We start from the raw sequence: 19,375 nt of genomic DNA, 5'->3' as shown, positions 1-19,375 counted from the left end.
AGAAACTGTTCCTTCCAGATGAACTTTCAGCCAGTTCAAGGTCGTCTCTGCATCATCAAAATTCAATAGCTTGTTCTCATAAAAAAAGCATTCTTTATTGTTGTTGGTAACCAATAGGTCCATATCGCCATCATTGTCGTAATCAAAATCAAGGGCTTCTACGCTTTCTGTATTTTCGTTAAGCCCTAACTCAACCGAAGCATCTTCAAACATCGCTGAACCTTGACTGTGCAGATTTCTGTAATATACATTTTGCTCTGGCCCTCTTCCTTCAAAATCATAGCCATTAACTACAAAGAGATCTTCATCACCATCGAGATCAAAATCTGAAAATCGTATGCCCCAAGTCCATCCTGTAGAATTAAGCCCGTAAGCATTTGATGTTTCAGAAAATATATTGAAACCGTTATTTTCTAGAAGTGCATTTTCGTCTATTCCAGTTATAAAAAAATCGAAATCACCATCAAGATCAAAATCGTTTATAGCGATTCCCATATCATCAATCATATTATCTAAACCGTAGGTTTGAGCTGTCTCCATGAACGAAGTTCCAGACTGATTAATATAGAGGTAGTTAGGATCTTCAAGGTCATTGGTAACGATTAAATCCATCCATCCGTCATCATTAATATCAAAAGGAAATGGTGTATAGCTGTGATTGGATTCCACTTCTGTAAGGCCTAATGAGGTTGTAACCTCAGTAAAGCTAAGCCCTTCATTATTTCTGTAAATTGAATTAGAATTACACCCGCTCCAATCGGTAATATAAATATCCAAAAAGCCATCATTATTATAATCGAACCATGTAGCACCAATGTTAAGGCAATCGTTTGTGGCCTCAAATCCAGAAATTTCGGTTACGTTGGCAAAAGTACCGTTACCAAGATTACGCCATAGTTGTACTTTTAAGGAATAGGTTAAAAACAAATCTGGGAAACCATCGTTGTTATAGTCGCCCCATGATGCACTGAATTTGTAACCTTGTTGTGCAAGCGTTAGCTGAACTTCCTCCTCTTCCGTTAGTAAATCGACTAAACCCGAAGCTTCTGTGACATCAGTAAAAGAACCATCATTATTATTTCTATACAATCGGCTAAAACTTGTAAAATCTTCTGAATCTTCAACTGCATTGGCAACAACAAAAATATCCAAATCGTTATCACCATCGTAGTCTGCAACAGCCACACCATTATTATGGGCAAGATCGCCTAAACCCACAATGGTTTCAACACGTTCAAAAGTTTGTGCATAACCTTTATAAGCTATAGAAACTGCAACTAGAAAACAAAAAAAGAAAAGCTTGTGATAGAATAATTTTCTTAGCATAAATCTATTTTCTCATAAATATAGAAATTACGCTTTTAATTTAATAATTCCTTTAGCTGAATCATACTATCAAAGGTCTTGGTCGCATCTTTATGCAATTCATTCATATAGTCATGAGCCGTAAATCCGAATACATCAAAACCTCCTTTTAAAGCTGCTTCAACACCTATTAGACTATCTTCGATAACCAGGCATTCTTTTGGATTAAAACCCATAGTCCTTGCTGCCCAAAGAAATACCGCTGGATCTGGTTTCCATTTTTGAATGGTATAGCAACTAAATATTTTGCCCTCGAAATAGGGGAATAATCCTGTAAGCTCTAAATTAAGATTTATTTTATGCTCTGGACCACTTGAAGCTACGCAATAATGAACTTTTAATGTGTCTAAAAGTTCTTTAATACCTTGAATCGGTTTGATCTCAGCTTTGAATTTTTCGGAAGAACGTTGCCTGTATTGAAGTTCTAAATCTTTTGGCACTTCTTTACCAATCAATGCTGAAATTTTATTTGAGCAATTATAAAATGAATTTCCTTTAAAGTGTTGATAGGCGTAATCCAAATCTATATTTGCACCAAGTTCATTAGCCAAATCTACCATAACCTGATTGCTGAGCGGTTCGCTATCTACCAAAACTCCATCGCAATCAAAAATAATACACTTGTATTTGGACATATTGGTTCTAGAAGCATTTATATCTAATATTGAACGATCTCAAACTCGCTCCTTCTATTAAGTTGAAACTCTTCTTCGGTACAATCATTTTGGGGACACTCCACAATGGGAAAGCGTTCTCCAAATCCTTGAAACTTAATACGCCTTGCATTGACGTAGCCCACTAAAGCTAAATAGTTTCTGGTGGACTCAGCGCGCTTCTCCGAAAGGATTTGATTATAACGTACAGTACCTCTGCTGTCTGTATGTGCACTAATCTTTATATGGATATCTGGATAACGTTCTAACTTTTTCGCCAATTCATCCAATATTACTTTAGAGTCTTCACGGATATTCCACATATCGAAATCGAAATAAATGGGTTCTAACTCAAAAAACAATTTTCCGTCTTTTTCTACTATAGGTGGCCCATCAATATCGGTAAGCATTTCAAAGCGTTTAGGATCTTCTTCTTTTAAATCCTCGTCGATTTTTTTCTCAGCGATTATAACTTCTACTGGATCTGGTGGCGGCGGAGGCGGTATTTTATCGAGTAACAGCACATGCTTTTGATCTTGTTCTTCCAAAACCTTTAGTTTTAATACACCGTCTTTATAATTATCATTAGTAGCGCTTAATATATAATTACCCGCTAACAGGTTTTTATTAAAACTCGCTATCGAGTCTAATACATTTTCATAAATTTTATTTCCTCTTTTATCAGCTAAAGTGACGGATACATTTGGTACGTATTGTTCTGTTTCCCTATCTCTAATCTCAAATTTATTAATGTATTCCCTAATAAAAATCTCACCTGTTTGATTAAAACTATAAACATTATCAACTGCTCGTTTTCTGTTGGAAGCAAAGAAACCTCGAGTCTCGTTATAATAGTTTAAGTTAAAGTCGTCGTATTGTGAATTAATGGGAGCTCCAAGATTGATAGGTTGGGTAAATTCGTCATTTACAAACTCTGATACAAAAATGTCTAACATCCCTAAGCCTAGATGGCCATTTGAAGAAAAAAACAGGTGTCCTTTATCCGAAATAAAAGGAAAGTGTTCTCTATTTTCGGTATTAACTTTTGGTCCCAAATTAATAGGCTCACTAAAGCTTCCATCTGAATTAATATCCACATAATACAAATCAAAATTTCCAATTCCTCCTTCTTGATTGGAAGAAAAATATAATTTTTTTCCGTTAGGGCTTAATGCCGGATGCTGATAAGAAAATTCCTTCTTATTAAATGATAGCTTTTCTGGTTCTGACCATTCGCCATCTACAAAATTTGATTGATATAAATGGATGTTATTAGTCTTATTGTCGTCAAATTCCTTTTTGCCCTTTGTGAAATTACTTCGCGATATATAAAGCGTTTTACCATCCTTACTAAAACAGAAGTTACCCTCGTGGAACTTAGAATTAATATTATCCGATAATTTTACCGCTGCGCCTTGAGACTCATTCTTTTCTGAAACCTTAATAGAATATATATCTAAAAATCGCCTTTGCGTCCATTTGAACTTCTTTTCGAATAACGCATTGGCATCGTCTTCCCTGTCAGAGGTAAAGTATACACGATCGTTACGACGAACAGCGCCAAAGTCTGAAGCTAATGAATTAAAATCTGCCAATTTAATCCTATAATCGGAATCCATGAGTTTAAAATCCTCAATCGTATTTATGGCATCATTTTTATTAAAGGATTTTGAATTGTTTTCTTTATACAATTTTAGATAATCAAGCCCTTTTTCATAATCTCCCAAAGCCGATAATACTTGATAGAATTTAAAGTTGAATTCATTATCATAGGCTTTATCTGTCTCTACAAATCGTCCGTCGATCAATTGTCTCAAATAGCGTGACGCTCTTCTATATTCAAAAGTATTATAATATGAAATGACAATATTTTCTAGATCTTTCTTATGGTTTTCATCCTCCAAATCCATTTCATAATATTTGGCGGCATTGGTATAATCTCCTTTTTCGAAAAAACGATCTGCTCTAGATTTTCCTTGGGAAAACACAAACTGCGAAACAACAATTAAGTATATTAATAAAGTAATTCTTTTTAGCATATTAATAGAATCTCGGAGATGAAAACTTTTTACTTAGTCCTAACACATCAAATCTATACGTTAGTATAAACTCGTGACTGCCATTATTAAAATCGTTAAGTGCGTTGGTATTAAAATCATAGGCATAGCCAAACCTCAATCCAGTAAGCACTTCTATACCTACCATGGCAGTAATAGCATCCTGATATCTGTAAGAGACACCTAATTCATACTTGCCTTGATATAATGCATTTGCCGAAATATCAAAAGATAAAGGTGCACCATTAACATACTTCACCACTGTTGAAGGTTTTAACCTAATATCACTATTGATATCAAAAATATAACCTCCAATAAGAAAGAGGTGAAGTTCATTTTGATAAAAAACATTATTATTTGCATCTATCTCGTTTGGCAATAAGTTTGGTGACGACAACCCTACATAATAATCTTCGTGAAACATAAACACTCCCGCACCTATATTAAGAACAGTCTTTTGCGTATTATCAAAAAAAGGATCATCACTAACATTACTTTCAAAAACATTTGTGCTTAAATGATCAAAACCCGCTCTCATTCCAAAAGACATATTCAAAGTTTCATTAAGCTTTATTTTATATGCAAAATCCACACTAAACATGTTTTCAGTTTGCTTTATATTGTCTCCTATTTCATCATTGAGATAATTGAGACTTATCTCAATTTTATCGCTTAAAGGAATATTAGCAAATGCGTTGGCTGTTCTCGGAGCGCCATCGATCCCTACCCATTGCGTGCGATAAAGTGTACCCACCTCAACAAAGCTTGGTTCATTGATCATATATGCAGGATTAACAATACTCATATTATACATGTATTGTGTGTAATGTGGCTCTTGTTGTGCATATAGCATCGTACAGCAAAAACAGATTAAAATATAATGTAGTCTTATTTTCATTCTATTGCTCTTATCTACTTAAATAAACGCTTCCTTGAAATGCATCGGTCATTCCGTCATTTGGCTTAAACACATAGAAGTAAGTCCCTGAAGGCAATCGGTCTCCGATAGTTAAGGACACGTTAGAAGTACCATCAAATAATCCTGTACTATTATTACCTTTAAAAACCAAAGTGCCGTAACGGTTAAATATCTCTATTTCATAACTCGGAAAAATTTCGGGGAGGTTACATAAATCCAGCTCTTCATTTTCGTTATCGTCATTATCTGATATACCATCATTAATCTCACAATCATTACAAGTGCTATCATTAAAAGGCAGTAAGGTGACTGTAATTTGAGTTCTGGTAGATTCGCAACCCTCATTATCTATGGATGAAACAAAATAATCTTCCCCATTTACCAATAGTAAATCCAATGGTAAAATATCAGTGGATGTGGCTGTGTCGTACCAATTAAAATCAAAGCCCGTACTTAATATCTCTAAATCTGCAATAGTGGCTGCATCTGTTAGACAAAAAGTTTGGTTTTGGGCATTTGGTGCTTCAACATCCATAACGCTTACCGTTAAGATTGCTGTTGAAACATTACATTGTAGATCTCCCACTACAGTGTATTGAAAATTATAATCACCTTCATTCAATGAAGAAATGTCAACGATACTTCCATTAAGTGCATTTGTATTATCGATATCCTCAAAGGTTCCTCCCAAATCTGCTGCGGGATCTAATACATTAAGCAAATCGACTTGAATATCTGACCTACAAACCATCGTCTGCATGTCCATTCCGGCATTGGCATTTTGAATAACCGAAACGGTCACAACAGCTTGGCCACCTGGGCAAAAAACGGTCCCATCACCATTATCGGGAATCGTATAAATATAATCGCCAGCATCAAATGATGACGGGTCAAAAAACACATCGTTGGTCGTAGAGACAAATCCGTTAGGCCCTGTCCAACTACCAATAGTGCTAACATCGTTGCCTAGTAAATCAAATAAATTAAAGGCACTGTCATCATTGCACACTTGTATAGCATTATCAGTACCTAATGGATATTGTTCATAGATAGTAAATGAAAGATCTGCTCTATCCAGACAATTGTTGGGCGTCGTTGTAGAGTAAACAAAATTGAATGTTTGTTCACCGTTAATTTCTGGAATTACAAATGGATTTGTAACTGGATTGCCAGTATCTAGATCGAACCAATTTCCGAGTGGACCAACGTATATGGGATCATCAATACCATTGGTATTTAGTAGTGCTATTAAATCTATGGAGCTACCAAGGTCGGTTTCACAAAACGAAAGTCCAATAGTGTTTTCTCCTGCATAATTCTTAGGATGAATTACTATTACGACCTCAGCAGATTCTGCATCACAAAACCCAGTAGAATCAGGAACTGTAGTACATTCATCTACATAATCGAAAGCCATAAAGTTATCTGGATTACAGTTGACTTCTGGACTTACGGTGTACCTAAAAGTATAAGTTCCGGGTTCTGCTCCTACTAAACTAACTTGTCCGAGATGAGAATATCCTGGAGTTGGTGTACAACCTCCACCATTAGAGACTAGACCCAAGTTTGAAGGGCCAGACACCAAACTCCATTGCGTACAAGCATTTGATGGGTAATCGAAAAGAACACCATTTTCAGTGGTAAATGTTAATTGATCATAGAGATTAATCGTTGCTGGTAGTGATGGATCATCTTCGCAGAATTCTGGAAAATTAGTCTGGGAGAAAGGTCTTAAATACTCATAAAGCTTAAAATTAACGGTTGAAGTAGCATCCCCGCACACCCCTGATCGTTGTTCTACAGAATACGTAAAAGCGAGTTCAACACATCCAAATCTAGGATTATTGGTTACAATCTGTTGGTAGATATTATTGATATTTATTTCTGAATCTCCTAAGGAAGTTACTTGTCCAAACATATCCATTGCCCAAGTGCCCTCTATGTCTTCCAAAAATAAAAACTGGTCATCTGTTAAATCAACATCATTATCAAAATCTCCATTTATGATAGATGCTTCACAAATCCTCTGATTTTGAGCTAAGCCTGAAAACACTTGTCTTACAACAGAAATCTTAACTCTAGTTTCCTGTACAAGGTCGCACGGTGCAATCCCTTCTACTCTGTAGACCAACTCAAATGTTTCTTCATCTACTAAAGGAGGTCCTGGCGCATAGGGTACGGTAACAGACAACTCAGATCCAACAATGCCATTAAAATTAGGACTACTCCCCTCATATGTCCACTGTCCATTTGCATGAGGGCTTGGCAGAGATTCTAGGGCTTCAAAAAGGTCCATATCTGGCAGAGCAATACAAATATCTGTTGGTGTAGATCCTTCATCACAAACCTGTACGTTAACATCGTCTAAATTTGTTGGCAAAGCAATACCCGAGAAAGGTCCAAGTACCAAATTAATGGTTAAAGCAACATCTCCAGGGCCACAATCGGTGTTGGTTAGCTCAAAACTATAATCTGTTGGTGATGTAGATGATTCATTTAAATCCCAGAGAAATAAATCGCCCGTGTTTTCATTTAGTGCAAAAGTAAAATTTGGATCAAACCATGTGCCTGCTTGTATAGTGTTTCCTGTAAGATTAGTGTATTCTTCATACAAGTTAATTATACCATCTGGTGTCCCGTCGTTATCGCCATCTATTTGAGTCATGTCACAAATAACAATGGTCTCCTGTAGGTTACACTGAGCGTTCGTGGCTATAAACGAAAATATCGCCACGAACAATACCATACCTTTAAAGTTGTTCAAATGTATATTATTTAATTTCTGAAAAGATAAACAAAAAAACAATTGTAGCATATTACTTCTAAAATATTGAAAAAAATTTCCTAGAAAAAGACTTTAAGGCGTAGAATTGGATACCTGAAGTACTTTGCCGTTATAATATGTATTTCCTGTTAGGGCAAAATCTTTAATATAGGTCGCCATTTCTAAAGCAGTCGTTGGCGCCTGATAATCTGGAAAAGCCTCCTTTAACATTTCGGTCTGCACAGCTCCAATAGCCAAAACATTGAATTGCGGACCTGTTTCCTTATATTCTTCTGCCAACAGCTCCGTTAAAGTAATAACGGCCCCTTTGCTAGAGCTATATGCAGCTAACCCGGGAAATTTTACACTGCCTTGTATACCGCCCATACTACTAATGGTTACCACATGACCATCATGTCTCATAAATGGGAGTACAACCCTAGTCATTTCAGAAACGCCAAAGACATTTGTTTTATAAACCTGTTCGAAATCTTTAATTGTAGTTTCTGCAAAAGGCTTATTAAGCAAAGTCCCTGCATTATTTATGAGAATATCGACATGGTTTTTCCATTGTTTTGAAATGAATGCATCAACCTTGTTGTAATCTTTGATAGCGCACAAATCGCATCCCAAGGATTTAACATGGTCTAAATTTAAAGCGTTAACGGGCTTAGCATTTCTCGACAATGCCAAAACATTATGGCCTAAACTGGCAAAGAGTTTTACCAATTCGAATCCTATTCCTCTACTTGTTCCTGTTATAATTACATTTTTACTCATTCTCTGTTAATACTACTTCTTTGGTTGGTCCATTAATCATCCCTTCTAGCGCAGGAATCATTTTATTAATAAAGCTTACCATATGTGTATAATCCATCTTATCGGGCTCATCATCTACATGATGATAATAGTCAAAATTGGTAAAATCAAAAGTCGATATGGCATGTGCTGGCATATTAAATGCTTTATAGAATGGAAAATTATCTGATCTAAAAAACAGTTGAAATTGCTCAGCCTTTGGGAAAAGACCTAATACCTTTTCGCCAGCGTATTGGTTTAATATTGACACTAGATTTGAACGATTATAACCGCTAATATAAGCCATCGATTTATCCGCAGTTCTTGGTACTCCAATCATTTCAAAGTTGATCATTGTGTAAGCATCCATGCCTTTATTCTTTAAGCGTTCGGCTAAATGTGCCGATCCTTTAAGCCCGATTTCTTCTGCCGAATATAAAGTAATCAAAACACTTCGTTTATTGGTTTTTGATTTGGCAAAATATTTACCAAACTCCATAGCAGCAATAGTTCCGGAAGCATCGTCATTGGCGCCATTGGCTATAGTATCTCCGTTAACTTCTTTGCCCTTGCCAATATGATCGTAATGACCTCCAAGAATCACAAATTCCTTTTTTAATTTTGGGTCGTTGCCTTCAATCAGACCCACAATATTAAATCCTATAATTTCTTCAATATTGAAGGAATCTCTGTAGGTCTCAAAATAAGGTTGGATATTATTATCTTTAAAGTAATTCTCAATGAAGATAGCTGCTTTTTCTATGCCTTCCGTCCCTGTTGCCCGTCCCCCTAACTCATCAGAAGCAAGATATTCCATACTTTTTTTAATGTCATTAGCTGTAATAGTTATCTCACCTGAACTTGTTCTATCAGTAGCATCCTTGCCCTCTGCACCTTTTTGTTTGACTGCACAGGAAATTAAAAGCAAAATGACTAGAAGAGAAAATCCCTTTTTCATCTATCTAAAAATTTTTGTCTCATTGAAAATGAACTAAATAAAAATTTTCTGCTTAGATCAACCGCTGCGCTTTCGCACAAAAAAATTAATTATTTCGGTGGGTAAGCAAAAAATTAATTTTGTTTATGCTCATTTCATAATAACATTTATTTGTGACTAAAGATAAAAAAACCTGTCTCAAATAAGCTTTGAAACAGGTTTTGATTTTAAATTACAAATTTCTCTTATAGTTTTTTATTAGCTTTTTTAGAAAGTCTTTCTATTTTTTTATTCATGTCTTTTATCAATTCTTCTGTCGCATTTTCACACATTGGTTGAATTTTGTCTGGTGTCATCACTGGAATACCACCAACCATAACAGCTTTTTTCTTTGAGCCTGCTATCTCCCCGAATTGGAAAATACTCTTATTGTCCTTAGAAAATAAATCAAGGCTGACAGAAGCCTTTATACTGTAATAGCCTAATTTTCCAATACCTGTTTTATTAAAACCGTAATTCAATCTTACAAACATAATGGCGTCTGCACCTAGTGCTTCTGCAATTGGTTTGAGATTTTTAACTTCTAGCCTACTACCATAGTTCTGTACCACTTTATAACCATCGATTGTTTCATAGGCATCTTGATTACCTATATTTTTATAATTACCGTAATCTGCCTTAAATTCTTGGTACTCTGGTAAATTTAATACGTCTTCTTCGGGTATTAGCTCAAAATCAAATTCATTTACATAATTCTCAAAAAATGCCTTATGAAATTCTTCAAGAGGTTTTTTTAAATTAAAATCTGGGTCATCACTTAATTTAGTATTTTTTGCTATAAAGTCTGCTGAGGCATCAACTTCAGAAAGGTCAATAACCTTATCGGCATAGAACGTAACTACAGCTACTTTCTTTTTCTGGGCATAACCTGAGATTGTAAAAATTGTAATAAATGCAAAAAGAATTAATGTTTTAAAGTTTTTCATTTTCATAGTTTTATTTAAATGTTTAATGAATCTTTATTAATGGGTGATAAATTTAAATATTTTTATGACAAGAAAAATCCTCTTTTAATAGGCAAAAAGAGGATTTGATATCATCTAATCCACTATATAAATTTACAAACCATATTGTTAATATAAAACATTATACTAACATAGTTACCGGATTTTCAATATAGCCCTTTAATGTTTGAAGGAATTGTGCTCCCGTTGCTCCATCTACCGTTCTGTGATCACAGGCCATTGTGAGTTTCATTGTGTTCCCTGGAACAACAACTCCATTTTTAACCACTGGTTTAGATACAATAGCTCCTACAGATAAAATTGCAGAATTAGGTTGATTGATAATGGATGTAAAACTCTCTATACCGAACATTCCTAAATTGGAAATTGTAAAGGTACTTCCTTCCATTTCATCTAAGGTCAATTTCTTGTTTCTTGCCTTACCTGCAAATTCTTTTACGGCTGCTCCTATTTGTGTTAAGCTTTGCTCATTAGCAAATTTTACAACGGGCACCAACAAACCATCAGGTACTGCTACGGCTACGCCAATGTGTACATGATTATTAAGCTTCATTCTATCATCGAACCACTGAGAATTCACTTGTGGATGCTGTTTTAATGCCAATGCACAAGCTTTTACAATCATGTCGTTATATGATATCTTAGTATCTGGCATAGAATTATACTGTGCTCTGAACGCTATTGCATTCTCCATATCAAATTCTACATTAAGATAATAATGTGGTGCAGTAAACTTAGACTTTGCTAAATTCTTAGCAATTGCCTTACGCATGTTTGAATTTGGAACCTCGTCAAAGTCTTCCTGTCCTGAAGGCACAAACTTAGCCACTGGTGCAGAAGACTGAGCTGCAACTACAGGTGTAAAGTTTTCAATGTCCCTTTTTATGATTCTTCCGTTCTCTCCAGAACCGTTGACTTGCGCTAAATTGATCCCTTTCTCTTCAGCCATCTTCTTGGCCAATGGTGACGCAAAAATTCTACCATTAGAACTTGTACTAGAGGTCGCAATCACTGGCTCCGCTGCTTTAGCTTCGACAACCTTAGGCGCATCAACGGGTTTTTCTTCTTTCTTAGGTTCTGGTGTTACGTCTGAACTTCCTGCCTTAAAATTCTTAGCTACGGAAGAAACATCGATTCCTGCCGGGCCAATTATTGCTAAAAGTGCATCAACCTTAGCAGATTCACCCTCTTCTAAGCCAACGTACAGTAATGTTCCTGACTGAAAAGATTCGAACTCCATTGTGGCTTTATCCGTTTCTATTTCAGCTAAAATATCGCCTTCTTCTACCTCATCACCGACTTTTTTCAACCAAGTAGATACAGTACCTTCTTCCATGGTATCACTTAAACGGGGCATGGTAACAACGATGACGCCTTCTGGGAGTTCTGCTTCATTATTTCCCTCAGAAATAGTATCATGAGATTTTTCATCGCTCTGCTCTGTCGAAATGGTATCTGCTACGGTATCTTCTCCCTCAGGAGTGGCATCAGATTCTTGTCCCTCAGCTTTTCCATTTAACAATGAAGAGATGTCTTCACCTTCTTCACCTATAATTGCCAAAAGCTGATCTACTTTTGTTGTTTCTCCTTCTTGAACACCAATATGCAATAAAGTTCCTTCGTGAAAAGATTCGAACTCCATAGTTGCTTTATCTGTTTCTATCTCAGCTATGATATCGCCTTCCTCAATCTTATCTCCAACTTTCTTTAGCCAAGCCGCAACAGTACCTTCTTCCATTGTATCGCTTAAACGCGGCATATTAATCACTTCAGCCATAGCTTATAATTTATGTGGTATAAATGGATAATCTTCTTGTTCATAAACTGAATCGTACATCACATTTTTCTCAGGATATGGCGATTCTTCAGCAAACTTTTCACATTCAGAAACGCGTGCTTTAACACGTTTATCTATGCCCTTTATTTCGTCTTCAGTAGCGTATTTCTTTTCTAGAATAACATCCTTTACCTGCGTAATTGGATCTATTTTTTTATACTCTTCTACTTCATCCTTTGTTCTGTAGTGCTGAGCATCGGACATAGAATGTCCTCTATACCTATAGGTTTTAACTTCTAAGAATGATGGCCCTCCTCCATTTCTTGCACGCTGAATGGCTTCATCGAAAGCTTCGGCTACTTTGACTGGATTCATACCGTCTACTGGACCTGAAGGCATTTCGTAACCGAGACCCAATTTCCAAATATCCGTATGGTTTGCTGTGCGTTCTACGGAAGTCCCCATGGCATAACCATTATTCTCGCAAACAAAAACCACTGGGAGATTCCAAAGCATTGCCAAATTAAAGGTCTCATGGAGCGATCCTTGTCTTGCTGCACCATCACCAAAACAGCATAAGGTCACAGCATCACTGCCATGATACTTGTCGCCAAACGCTATCCCTGCACCTAAAGGAATTTGGCCACCAACTATACCATGACCACCATAAAAACGGTACTCCTTAGAAAAAATGTGCATGGATCCTCCTAATCCTTGTGATGTTCCAGTTGCTTTTCCAAATAACTCGGCCATAACACGCTTAGGATCTTCACCCATACCAATAGGTTGAACATGATTTCGATATGCTGTAATCATCTTATCCTTGGTCAAATCCATAGCATGTAAAGCACCAGCTAGGACAGCTTCTTGTCCATTATAAAGATGAAGAAATCCACGAACTTTCTGTTGGATATAAACTGCGGCCAGCTTGTCTTCAAACTTTCGCCAAAACAGCATATCTTCATACCATTTTAGGTAAACTTCTTTAGTTATCTTTTGCATTTTTTTGATTCGTTCTTTTAATCAGAATAACAAAAATAAGACATTAGTCAATAACCAAAAAACTGAAGATTGTAAATTTTGAAACGAAAACGTTATAGGAAACTTCTATCGAAACCTAATGGCAGTAAATTTGCCAATGAGTTTGATTTTACGACCTTTCCTGTGGCTCCCATAAAATAGATTTCTATGGGGTGTTCTTGTTTAAACTCGTATTCTGCAATAGACTGTCTGCAAGCACCACATGGTGGTATTGGCGTATCTGTTACTTGATTTTGAGAAGACGCTGTTAGTGCCAATACAAGCATTTTAGCATCTGGATATTTTGCGCCTGCGTAAAAAATTGCTGTACGTTCGGCGCACAGACCTGAAGGATAGGACGCATTCTCTTGATTGCTTCCCGTAACAATTTCATTGTTATCTAACAAAATGGCTGCACCAACTTTAAACTTTGAATAAGGCGTGTAGGCATTATCCCTTGCTTCTGTTGCTAATGCCATTAATTTCTGAATATGATCAGGAAGTTCACTCACATCATTAAAAACCTGTAATGTTGTTTCAATCTTTACTTCCTTCATAATTCAAATTCTTTATTAGACAAAAAAACTATTGCTTTTGAGACAATAGTTTTAAAAATACCTTATTTAATAACTTCTAATACTCATCGTATTCGCCATCACCAAAATTAAATGTTAATGAAAAACGCAAGGTGTTTTCCAACGGGCTCTGCACTCTTGATGCTGAGAACAAATAGGATAAATCTAAGTTAATCGTGGTGTACTTAAACCCTGCGCCTATTGCAAAAAACTTACGCGCACCTTTGTCTTCGGCTTCATTGAAGTAACCCGCTCTAAAAGCAAAATTTTCTTGATAGGTATACTCTGCACCTAGGGCCCAGGTAAATTCTCTTAGTTCTTCGCTAAAACCACCTGGCGCATCACCAAACGATTGAAAAATACCATTTAAAAAACTCACGTCATTGTCCTGACCTTCAATAATAACGTTTTCTTCTGCACTGATTAAAATATCTTCACCTGGCTGTGGATCATCCGGATCTGCTGGTTCATCGTATACACCATTACCATTGGCATCTGTAAAAGTGATACGGTCTCCTAATCGAGGTGGTGTAGGCACTAATAACTTGGTCACTTCAGCAGTGATACCAAGTTTACTATATTCATCGAATATGAAATCGAAACCTGCTCCTAGCCTTAAATTTGTAGGTTGAAAATTTTCTCGTCCTTCATCATCATACTGAAATTTGGGTCCTAGATTTTGAATTGCAAAACCTAATCTCCAGCGTCCATTAAAATCATTATAAGCTTCTTCTTCACTTTGATAGTAACCTGTAATATCAGCACCAAAGGAACTGGCAGGTTGCGCATTGGAGTTCTCTACTTGTTGGATTTGAAGATTGGAATTCATATAACGCAGTGCGACTGCCATAGCAAACTGATCAGCCAGACGTAATGTATATGCTACATCAAAAGTCAATTCATTTGGCCTTACAGTAATAAACGTTATCTCCTGACCTGGCTGTGGATTATTTTGCTGTGTTAGATCGATCTGACCCAAGCTAAAATATTTAAAACTTGCAGAAACGGCACTATATTCATTTAATCTATTAAAATATGTAGCATAACTAATAGATATATCATTTACCAGTCTACTTAAATAAGGCGTGTAGCTTAAACTAACACCAGATTTTGCTTCTGAAAACACATATTTTGCCGGATTATATTGTTGGGAAAATCCATCCATAGACGTCGCTACACCCATATCACCCATTGATGCCGATCTTGCATCTGGTGCAATAAGCATAAATGGAACACCAGTGGTTATTACTCTGCTATCATTAGGACTAGGAATTATTTGTACAGTTTCTTGAGCAAAAGTAAAGCTAAGCGTAACCAGAGCGATTAGGGATATTTTGTATTTCTTCATGTTCATTATTGAGTTATTAATGCTTAAGGCTCAGCATTAATTCGTTAGCAAATATAATTTATTATTAGAGTATAACAAGTTTTTGAATTTTTTCAACTTGCTTATTTAAACGGTTAGATCTTACTTTTAGTTTATAGACGTAGACTCCTTTTCCAATTTTATCTCCAAAATCATCCCTACCATCCCAAACAATGTCTTTAGACAAAGTGCTTACGGCCTTACTGCCTCCAGTTGTTTGGCCATTTAATGTCCTTACTAATTTACCTGAAACTGTAAATATTTGTACAGAGATATCTAGGGGTTCAACACTATTGTGGTTAAACCAAAACTCTGTATAATTAACAAAAGGATTAGGATAATTTAAAACATTATTAATAACCAATTCCTCATCTTTATCGAAAACCATAAATTGAAGTTCTGAAGTTGATGAATTATTGTATACATCCCACGCTTTTAATGTGAGCGTATGCAAACCTGGTTCTAAATCCCTAAATGGAAAGGTTACAGTGCCATTGGTATAATCATCGATATTTGCTTGGTAATAATCATTTAGCACAATAGGATTTGTTTCATCTCCATCAATGATAGCCGTAATATCATGGCCGATTCCACTAGCCGTGTTTATTCCATTATCATCTTGCAATTTGGCCAGCAAATTAGGAGATTCGTTTGTTATACCTCCTGAAACAAAATTCTCATCATTCATAAACAAGTTAATAACTGGCCCTATGTTGTCTTCGGGAGCGTTTTCATTTATTCCACCAACTTCAATATCAAAACTTGCCCCTGCTTGATTAGATAACGGATTGCTGGTCTGCGCATAAAAACTTACCTTACCATTACCTACAGGTATACCAATGTCTCTTGGCACAACAAAATCAAACTCAAACTGCCCATTAGTCACACTTGCCTGACCTTTGAAAATAATTTCCCCTAAGGTAGTATAGTCTAAAATAATTTCTCCATTTCCATCGGTAACCCCATCGTTTGCAAGTGTTTGACGCGGAATTCTTTTATCAAATACAGTGGCAGTTAAGATGCCGTTATAATTTGACAATAAATTACCATTGACATCAGTAACTTCTCCAGCCAATTTAGTGTAGCTAAGTGCTTTTAATGTATCGACAGGCTGGGAAATAGGGACATCATTAACTCTTGTTAGTCTTATATTTGGTTCGGCAAAAGCTAACTTCATCGCTGGATCTCCAATTAAAAAAACCAACCGTTTTTGCGATGATCCACCCAAACCATTATCAGTTTTTGTTAGACGTAGTGCTTCGCCAATTGTAGGATAGTCATTAGATCCAAAGGCAAATAAATAATTGTCTAATATATTATTAAAAATAACGCCTGTAGTTACGAAAATTTGTCTTGTAGTTGTTAATAAAGCAATTGCACCGCCATTTTTATTCCAAAAGGTAAACTCACCTGCTGTAGGTCGGCCGGGATCATCGAATTTAGTATACTCGCAAGTTACGGTTACAAATAGATTAAACTTACAAATATTATTGACTTCTTGTGCATCAAAAATATCAAAAATACGCTCTTTGGCTAAGCCATTTTCTCCTCCGTGACCAAAATAATTTACTACTAAAGCTCCAACTTCAATGGCATCTCTGGTCGCCTCATTAACTTGTGGATATCTATTACCTGCTGCAGAAGATTCCTGTTCAAAAGCATCGCTATGTATTCTTGTAACGTTTAAAAAGGTCTTCTCATTCTCAAGTTCAATTCCCAATCCTTCTGTAGTTTCCTGCAGAATACGTTCCCATTGTACATCAACATCATCTGAAATAAGTAAGATATTATTGCGCCAACTTCCATAAGCTTCAGGTTGGTAATAGGCTTCTATCTTGTCTACCATTTCCCTTGCTCGTTGAAGATTTTCAGCTAGTATTCTGCCTACTGCTATATCCATTCTATCTAAAGTACTCATTGTGCCTTCATTGTCATCCATCATCGTATAAAAATCATCAGAAACAAATGAACTCGTGAGATTAAAACTGGGTATAGAATACCATGAAGGTACCAAATTAGTATTATTACTTACTCTGTCTTTATAATCGTAAGAACCCTCACCAAACAAACACAAATACTTTAACCGTCTACTTGGTGTACTTGCATTATCATAAACATACTTTACAAAGTTTCGTATAGCCGCGATATCTTGGCTCCCAGTGCTAAACTCGTTATATATACTTTGAAGATCTATAACCTTTACATTGAGATTATATTGGTTTCTGTTAATCTGTGCCAATCGTTCAGCCTGGGATCGAAGTTGTGCAGGCGTTAAGATCAGATAGTCTATATCTTCAAAAGTTCCCTGTGCATTATTAAAAATGGTGCCTTTTAAATTTTGATTGGCCAACCTAGTATTAGAATCTCTTAATGGCTGTAAATAATTATTTGAAGAAAAGGCCAAATAGGTTTTTTCTTCACCTGACAAAGCCTTAAACGATAACGTGTTTTGATTATCTAAATTTTGAAGGTTTGTAATATTGAACCTATCTGTAATATCCCAAATCTCCATCACATTTGAAGCACTAGATAAGGTGTATTCTGCAATTCCTGGTGTGGTTACGACATCCCTGTTCCTAAACACTAATTGATTGCCTTCGTAAGTTAAAGCTCTGGTTGCTTCAATATTAATGTAATCTAAATATGCTCTAGCAGAAGGGTTTCCATTGTTATTATAATCTAATGTCACTGTTACGGCATCAGAAGACAAATTAAGATCTTCACCATAAGAAGCGGCAGTTGCCAAGACTGAACCCGGACTAATTACACCTAAACCTAAAGTAGAGACTAAATTTCCGTTAACTGTTACTCGCATTGTTGTACCATCGCTTTCTGAAATAGAGCCAACAGCAACATCAAAACGAACAGGCTCACTAGTATCTAGATTAGGAAACTCAAAATCGTAAACACGTTGGTTCTCAATATCAAACACATCACCAAACCATCTTCGTCCTAATCTTGCCAAGTTAAATTCATCAACCTCATAAAATTGATAGTCCTGAAACGTATTAATTTGAATATCGGCTGGCGCATCGATAGTTGACATCGCTTGAACCCTTTTACCGTTACCTGGACTGATATTTACGTAATAATATGTTCTATCCGTATATAGATTTATGTTGGTTTGACTCTCTTCACTGTATGTCTTTGGCCCTTCTCCATAGAATAAAATGTAGTCACTGTTGTCAAAACTACCGTCTTCTTCACCAACAAACCTAATAGCATTCTCAACGACATCAAACGGATAATTTTCAGAATTCAGCAGAGGCAGCATCCTTCCTCCGTTTCCATATATTTTTATAGTTCTAGGATCAACAGAGTTTGTATTGATTCCCAAACTATTTAAAAACCCTTTAGTTAATTGAAAAACACCCGTTTCTTCAATGTAAAATTTATACCAATCTCCTGTACTCAATACTGAATTCGTAATCTGGGATTTTGCTACTACCTGAGACCTCTTTGCTAAAGCAGAATAATTAATTGTAAAAGATTTAACCTTTTTATAAACACCTCTATCTTTTATTATTGGGCTTATCTCAAAATAATAGGCTTTGTTACCCCTAGCATTAGTATTGAAAAAATCATACTTAAGTTCAGCAGGGATAAGTCGAGGATTTAAATTCTTGAGGTCAGATTGGGAAATCGTTTCGTAAGAAACATTAGATAGGCTTACTGAGTTCTCATCAACCCTGTTACCATTGCTTTTCCATTGGGCAAAAAAAGTCAAACCTTTTTTATCGTCGAAGTTAAAATGTTTATCATCAAAGCCAGGGACAGTAATTTTTCCATAGGCTGTTTCAAGTACCTTTTCTCCATCCCATTTAATATTAAACTGTTTTTGTTGCCCAAAACTCAATAGGGTCAAAAACATAAAAATAAAAATGTAGCAATTTTTCATTTAAGATTCTTGTGGTTTTGATAAGCAGTAAAGTCCTGAATTTAAGTAAATATCGCTAACCCGATTAAAATTTTTAAATTCACAGTTAGATAACGCCTAATTTTACGTGTTATTATAGAGCTTAATTTTTTATTTCAAAAATACAACAATAATTTATTTTAGTCCCCGTTATTAAAGAGCAAAATACGTCGATAAATTGCCAAAAATCCGTTATTGTGTAT

13 protein-coding genes are annotated in these 19,375 nt (G+C 35.9%); all 13 read right to left on the bottom strand.

The genetic code is table 11. The features are described 5' to 3' along the window. A partial coding sequence (locus tag Q0972_RS06450) for a VCBS repeat-containing protein (protein WP_299363956.1) occupies positions 1–1,326 on the bottom strand: 1,326 nt, incomplete at its 3' end. A gap of 35 nt (positions 1,327–1,361) precedes the next feature. Further along, positions 1,362–2,000 carry an HAD-IA family hydrolase gene (locus tag Q0972_RS06445; protein WP_299363953.1) on the bottom strand — a complete coding sequence of 213 codons (639 nt, stop codon included), beginning with the start codon at positions 1,998–2,000 and terminating at the stop codon, positions 1,362–1,364. 23 nt (positions 2,001–2,023) lie between these two features. Continuing rightward, the gene (locus tag Q0972_RS06440) at positions 2,024–4,057 is read right to left on the bottom strand and encodes an OmpA family protein (RefSeq protein ID WP_299363951.1); all 2,034 of its coding nucleotides are present in this window, start codon (positions 4,055–4,057) and stop codon (positions 2,024–2,026) included. A 1-nt stretch (position 4,058) separates the two neighbouring features. Beyond that, positions 4,059–4,973, bottom strand: coding sequence for a type IX secretion system membrane protein PorP/SprF (locus Q0972_RS06435; RefSeq protein WP_299363949.1), 915 nt, complete (start codon positions 4,971–4,973; stop codon positions 4,059–4,061). Positions 4,974–4,983: 10 nt separating this feature from the next. Then, positions 4,984–7,758, bottom strand: a complete 2,775-nt coding sequence (locus tag Q0972_RS06430) for a gliding motility-associated C-terminal domain-containing protein (protein ID WP_299363947.1) — start codon at positions 7,756–7,758, stop codon at positions 4,984–4,986. A 93-nt stretch (positions 7,759–7,851) separates the two neighbouring features. After that, the gene (locus tag Q0972_RS06425; protein WP_299363944.1) at positions 7,852–8,538 is read right to left on the bottom strand and encodes an SDR family oxidoreductase; all 687 of its coding nucleotides are present in this window, start codon (positions 8,536–8,538) and stop codon (positions 7,852–7,854) included. After that, positions 8,531–9,514 (bottom strand): M20/M25/M40 family metallo-hydrolase, encoded by a 984-nt coding sequence (locus tag Q0972_RS06420; protein WP_299363942.1) that lies wholly within the window; start codon positions 9,512–9,514, stop codon positions 8,531–8,533. The genes Q0972_RS06425 and Q0972_RS06420 overlap by 8 nt, the downstream gene beginning before the upstream one ends. A 224-nt stretch (positions 9,515–9,738) precedes the next feature. Continuing rightward, a complete protein-coding gene (locus tag Q0972_RS06415) occupies positions 9,739–10,479 on the bottom strand; it encodes a hypothetical protein (RefSeq protein WP_299363940.1) in 741 nt (246 codons plus the stop codon). 160 nt (positions 10,480–10,639) lie between these two features. Continuing rightward, positions 10,640–12,295 (bottom strand): pyruvate dehydrogenase complex dihydrolipoamide acetyltransferase, encoded by a 1,656-nt coding sequence (locus Q0972_RS06410; protein ID WP_299363939.1) that lies wholly within the window; start codon positions 12,293–12,295, stop codon positions 10,640–10,642. A gap of 3 nt (positions 12,296–12,298) precedes the next feature. Further along, a complete protein-coding gene (gene pdhA, locus Q0972_RS06405; protein ID WP_299363936.1) occupies positions 12,299–13,297 on the bottom strand; it encodes a pyruvate dehydrogenase (acetyl-transferring) E1 component subunit alpha in 999 nt (332 codons plus the stop codon). A 92-nt stretch (positions 13,298–13,389) separates the two neighbouring features. Next, complete coding sequence (gene cdd / locus Q0972_RS06400; protein WP_299363934.1) at positions 13,390–13,872, bottom strand: cytidine deaminase; 483 nt, start codon at positions 13,870–13,872, stop codon at positions 13,390–13,392. A gap of 76 nt (positions 13,873–13,948) precedes the next feature. Continuing rightward, positions 13,949–15,238, bottom strand: coding sequence for a type IX secretion system outer membrane channel protein PorV (porV, locus tag Q0972_RS06395; RefSeq protein WP_299363962.1), 1,290 nt, complete (start codon positions 15,236–15,238; stop codon positions 13,949–13,951). A 64-nt stretch (positions 15,239–15,302) separates the two neighbouring features. Further along, complete coding sequence (gene porU / locus Q0972_RS06390; protein ID WP_299363932.1) at positions 15,303–19,154, bottom strand: type IX secretion system sortase PorU; 3,852 nt, start codon at positions 19,152–19,154, stop codon at positions 15,303–15,305. Positions 19,155–19,375 lie beyond the last annotated feature (221 nt).

Origin of the sequence: Winogradskyella sp. (assembly GCF_028282165.1) — a bacterium.
Taxonomy (GTDB): Bacteria; Bacteroidota; Bacteroidia; order Flavobacteriales; family Flavobacteriaceae; genus Winogradskyella.
The sequence above is the reverse complement of the archived record's forward strand: the minus strand, read 5'-3'. Positions and strand labels throughout refer to the sequence as shown.

Coding starts and splice junctions, on each gene's coding strand:
- Q0972_RS06445 (WP_299363953.1), bottom strand. CDS start 2,000: ATGTCCAAATACAAGTGTATTATTTTTGATTGCGATGGAGTTTTGGTA.
- Q0972_RS06440 (WP_299363951.1), bottom strand. CDS start 4,057: ATGCTAAAAAGAATTACTTTATTAATATACTTAATTGTTGTTTCGCAG.
- Q0972_RS06435 (WP_299363949.1), bottom strand. CDS start 4,973: ATGAAAATAAGACTACATTATATTTTAATCTGTTTTTGCTGTACGATG.
- Q0972_RS06425 (WP_299363944.1), bottom strand. CDS start 8,538: ATGAGTAAAAATGTAATTATAACAGGAACAAGTAGAGGAATAGGATTC.
- Q0972_RS06420 (WP_299363942.1), bottom strand. CDS start 9,514: ATGAAAAAGGGATTTTCTCTTCTAGTCATTTTGCTTTTAATTTCCTGT.
- Q0972_RS06415 (WP_299363940.1), bottom strand. CDS start 10,479: ATGAAAAACTTTAAAACATTAATTCTTTTTGCATTTATTACAATTTTT.
- Q0972_RS06410 (WP_299363939.1), bottom strand. CDS start 12,295: ATGGCTGAAGTGATTAATATGCCGCGTTTAAGCGATACAATGGAAGAA.
- pdhA (WP_299363936.1), bottom strand. CDS start 13,297: ATGCAAAAGATAACTAAAGAAGTTTACCTAAAATGGTATGAAGATATG.
- cdd (WP_299363934.1), bottom strand. CDS start 13,872: ATGAAGGAAGTAAAGATTGAAACAACATTACAGGTTTTTAATGATGTG.
- porV (WP_299363962.1), bottom strand. CDS start 15,238: ATGAAGAAATACAAAATATCCCTAATCGCTCTGGTTACGCTTAGCTTT.
- porU (WP_299363932.1), bottom strand. CDS start 19,154: ATGAAAAATTGCTACATTTTTATTTTTATGTTTTTGACCCTATTGAGT.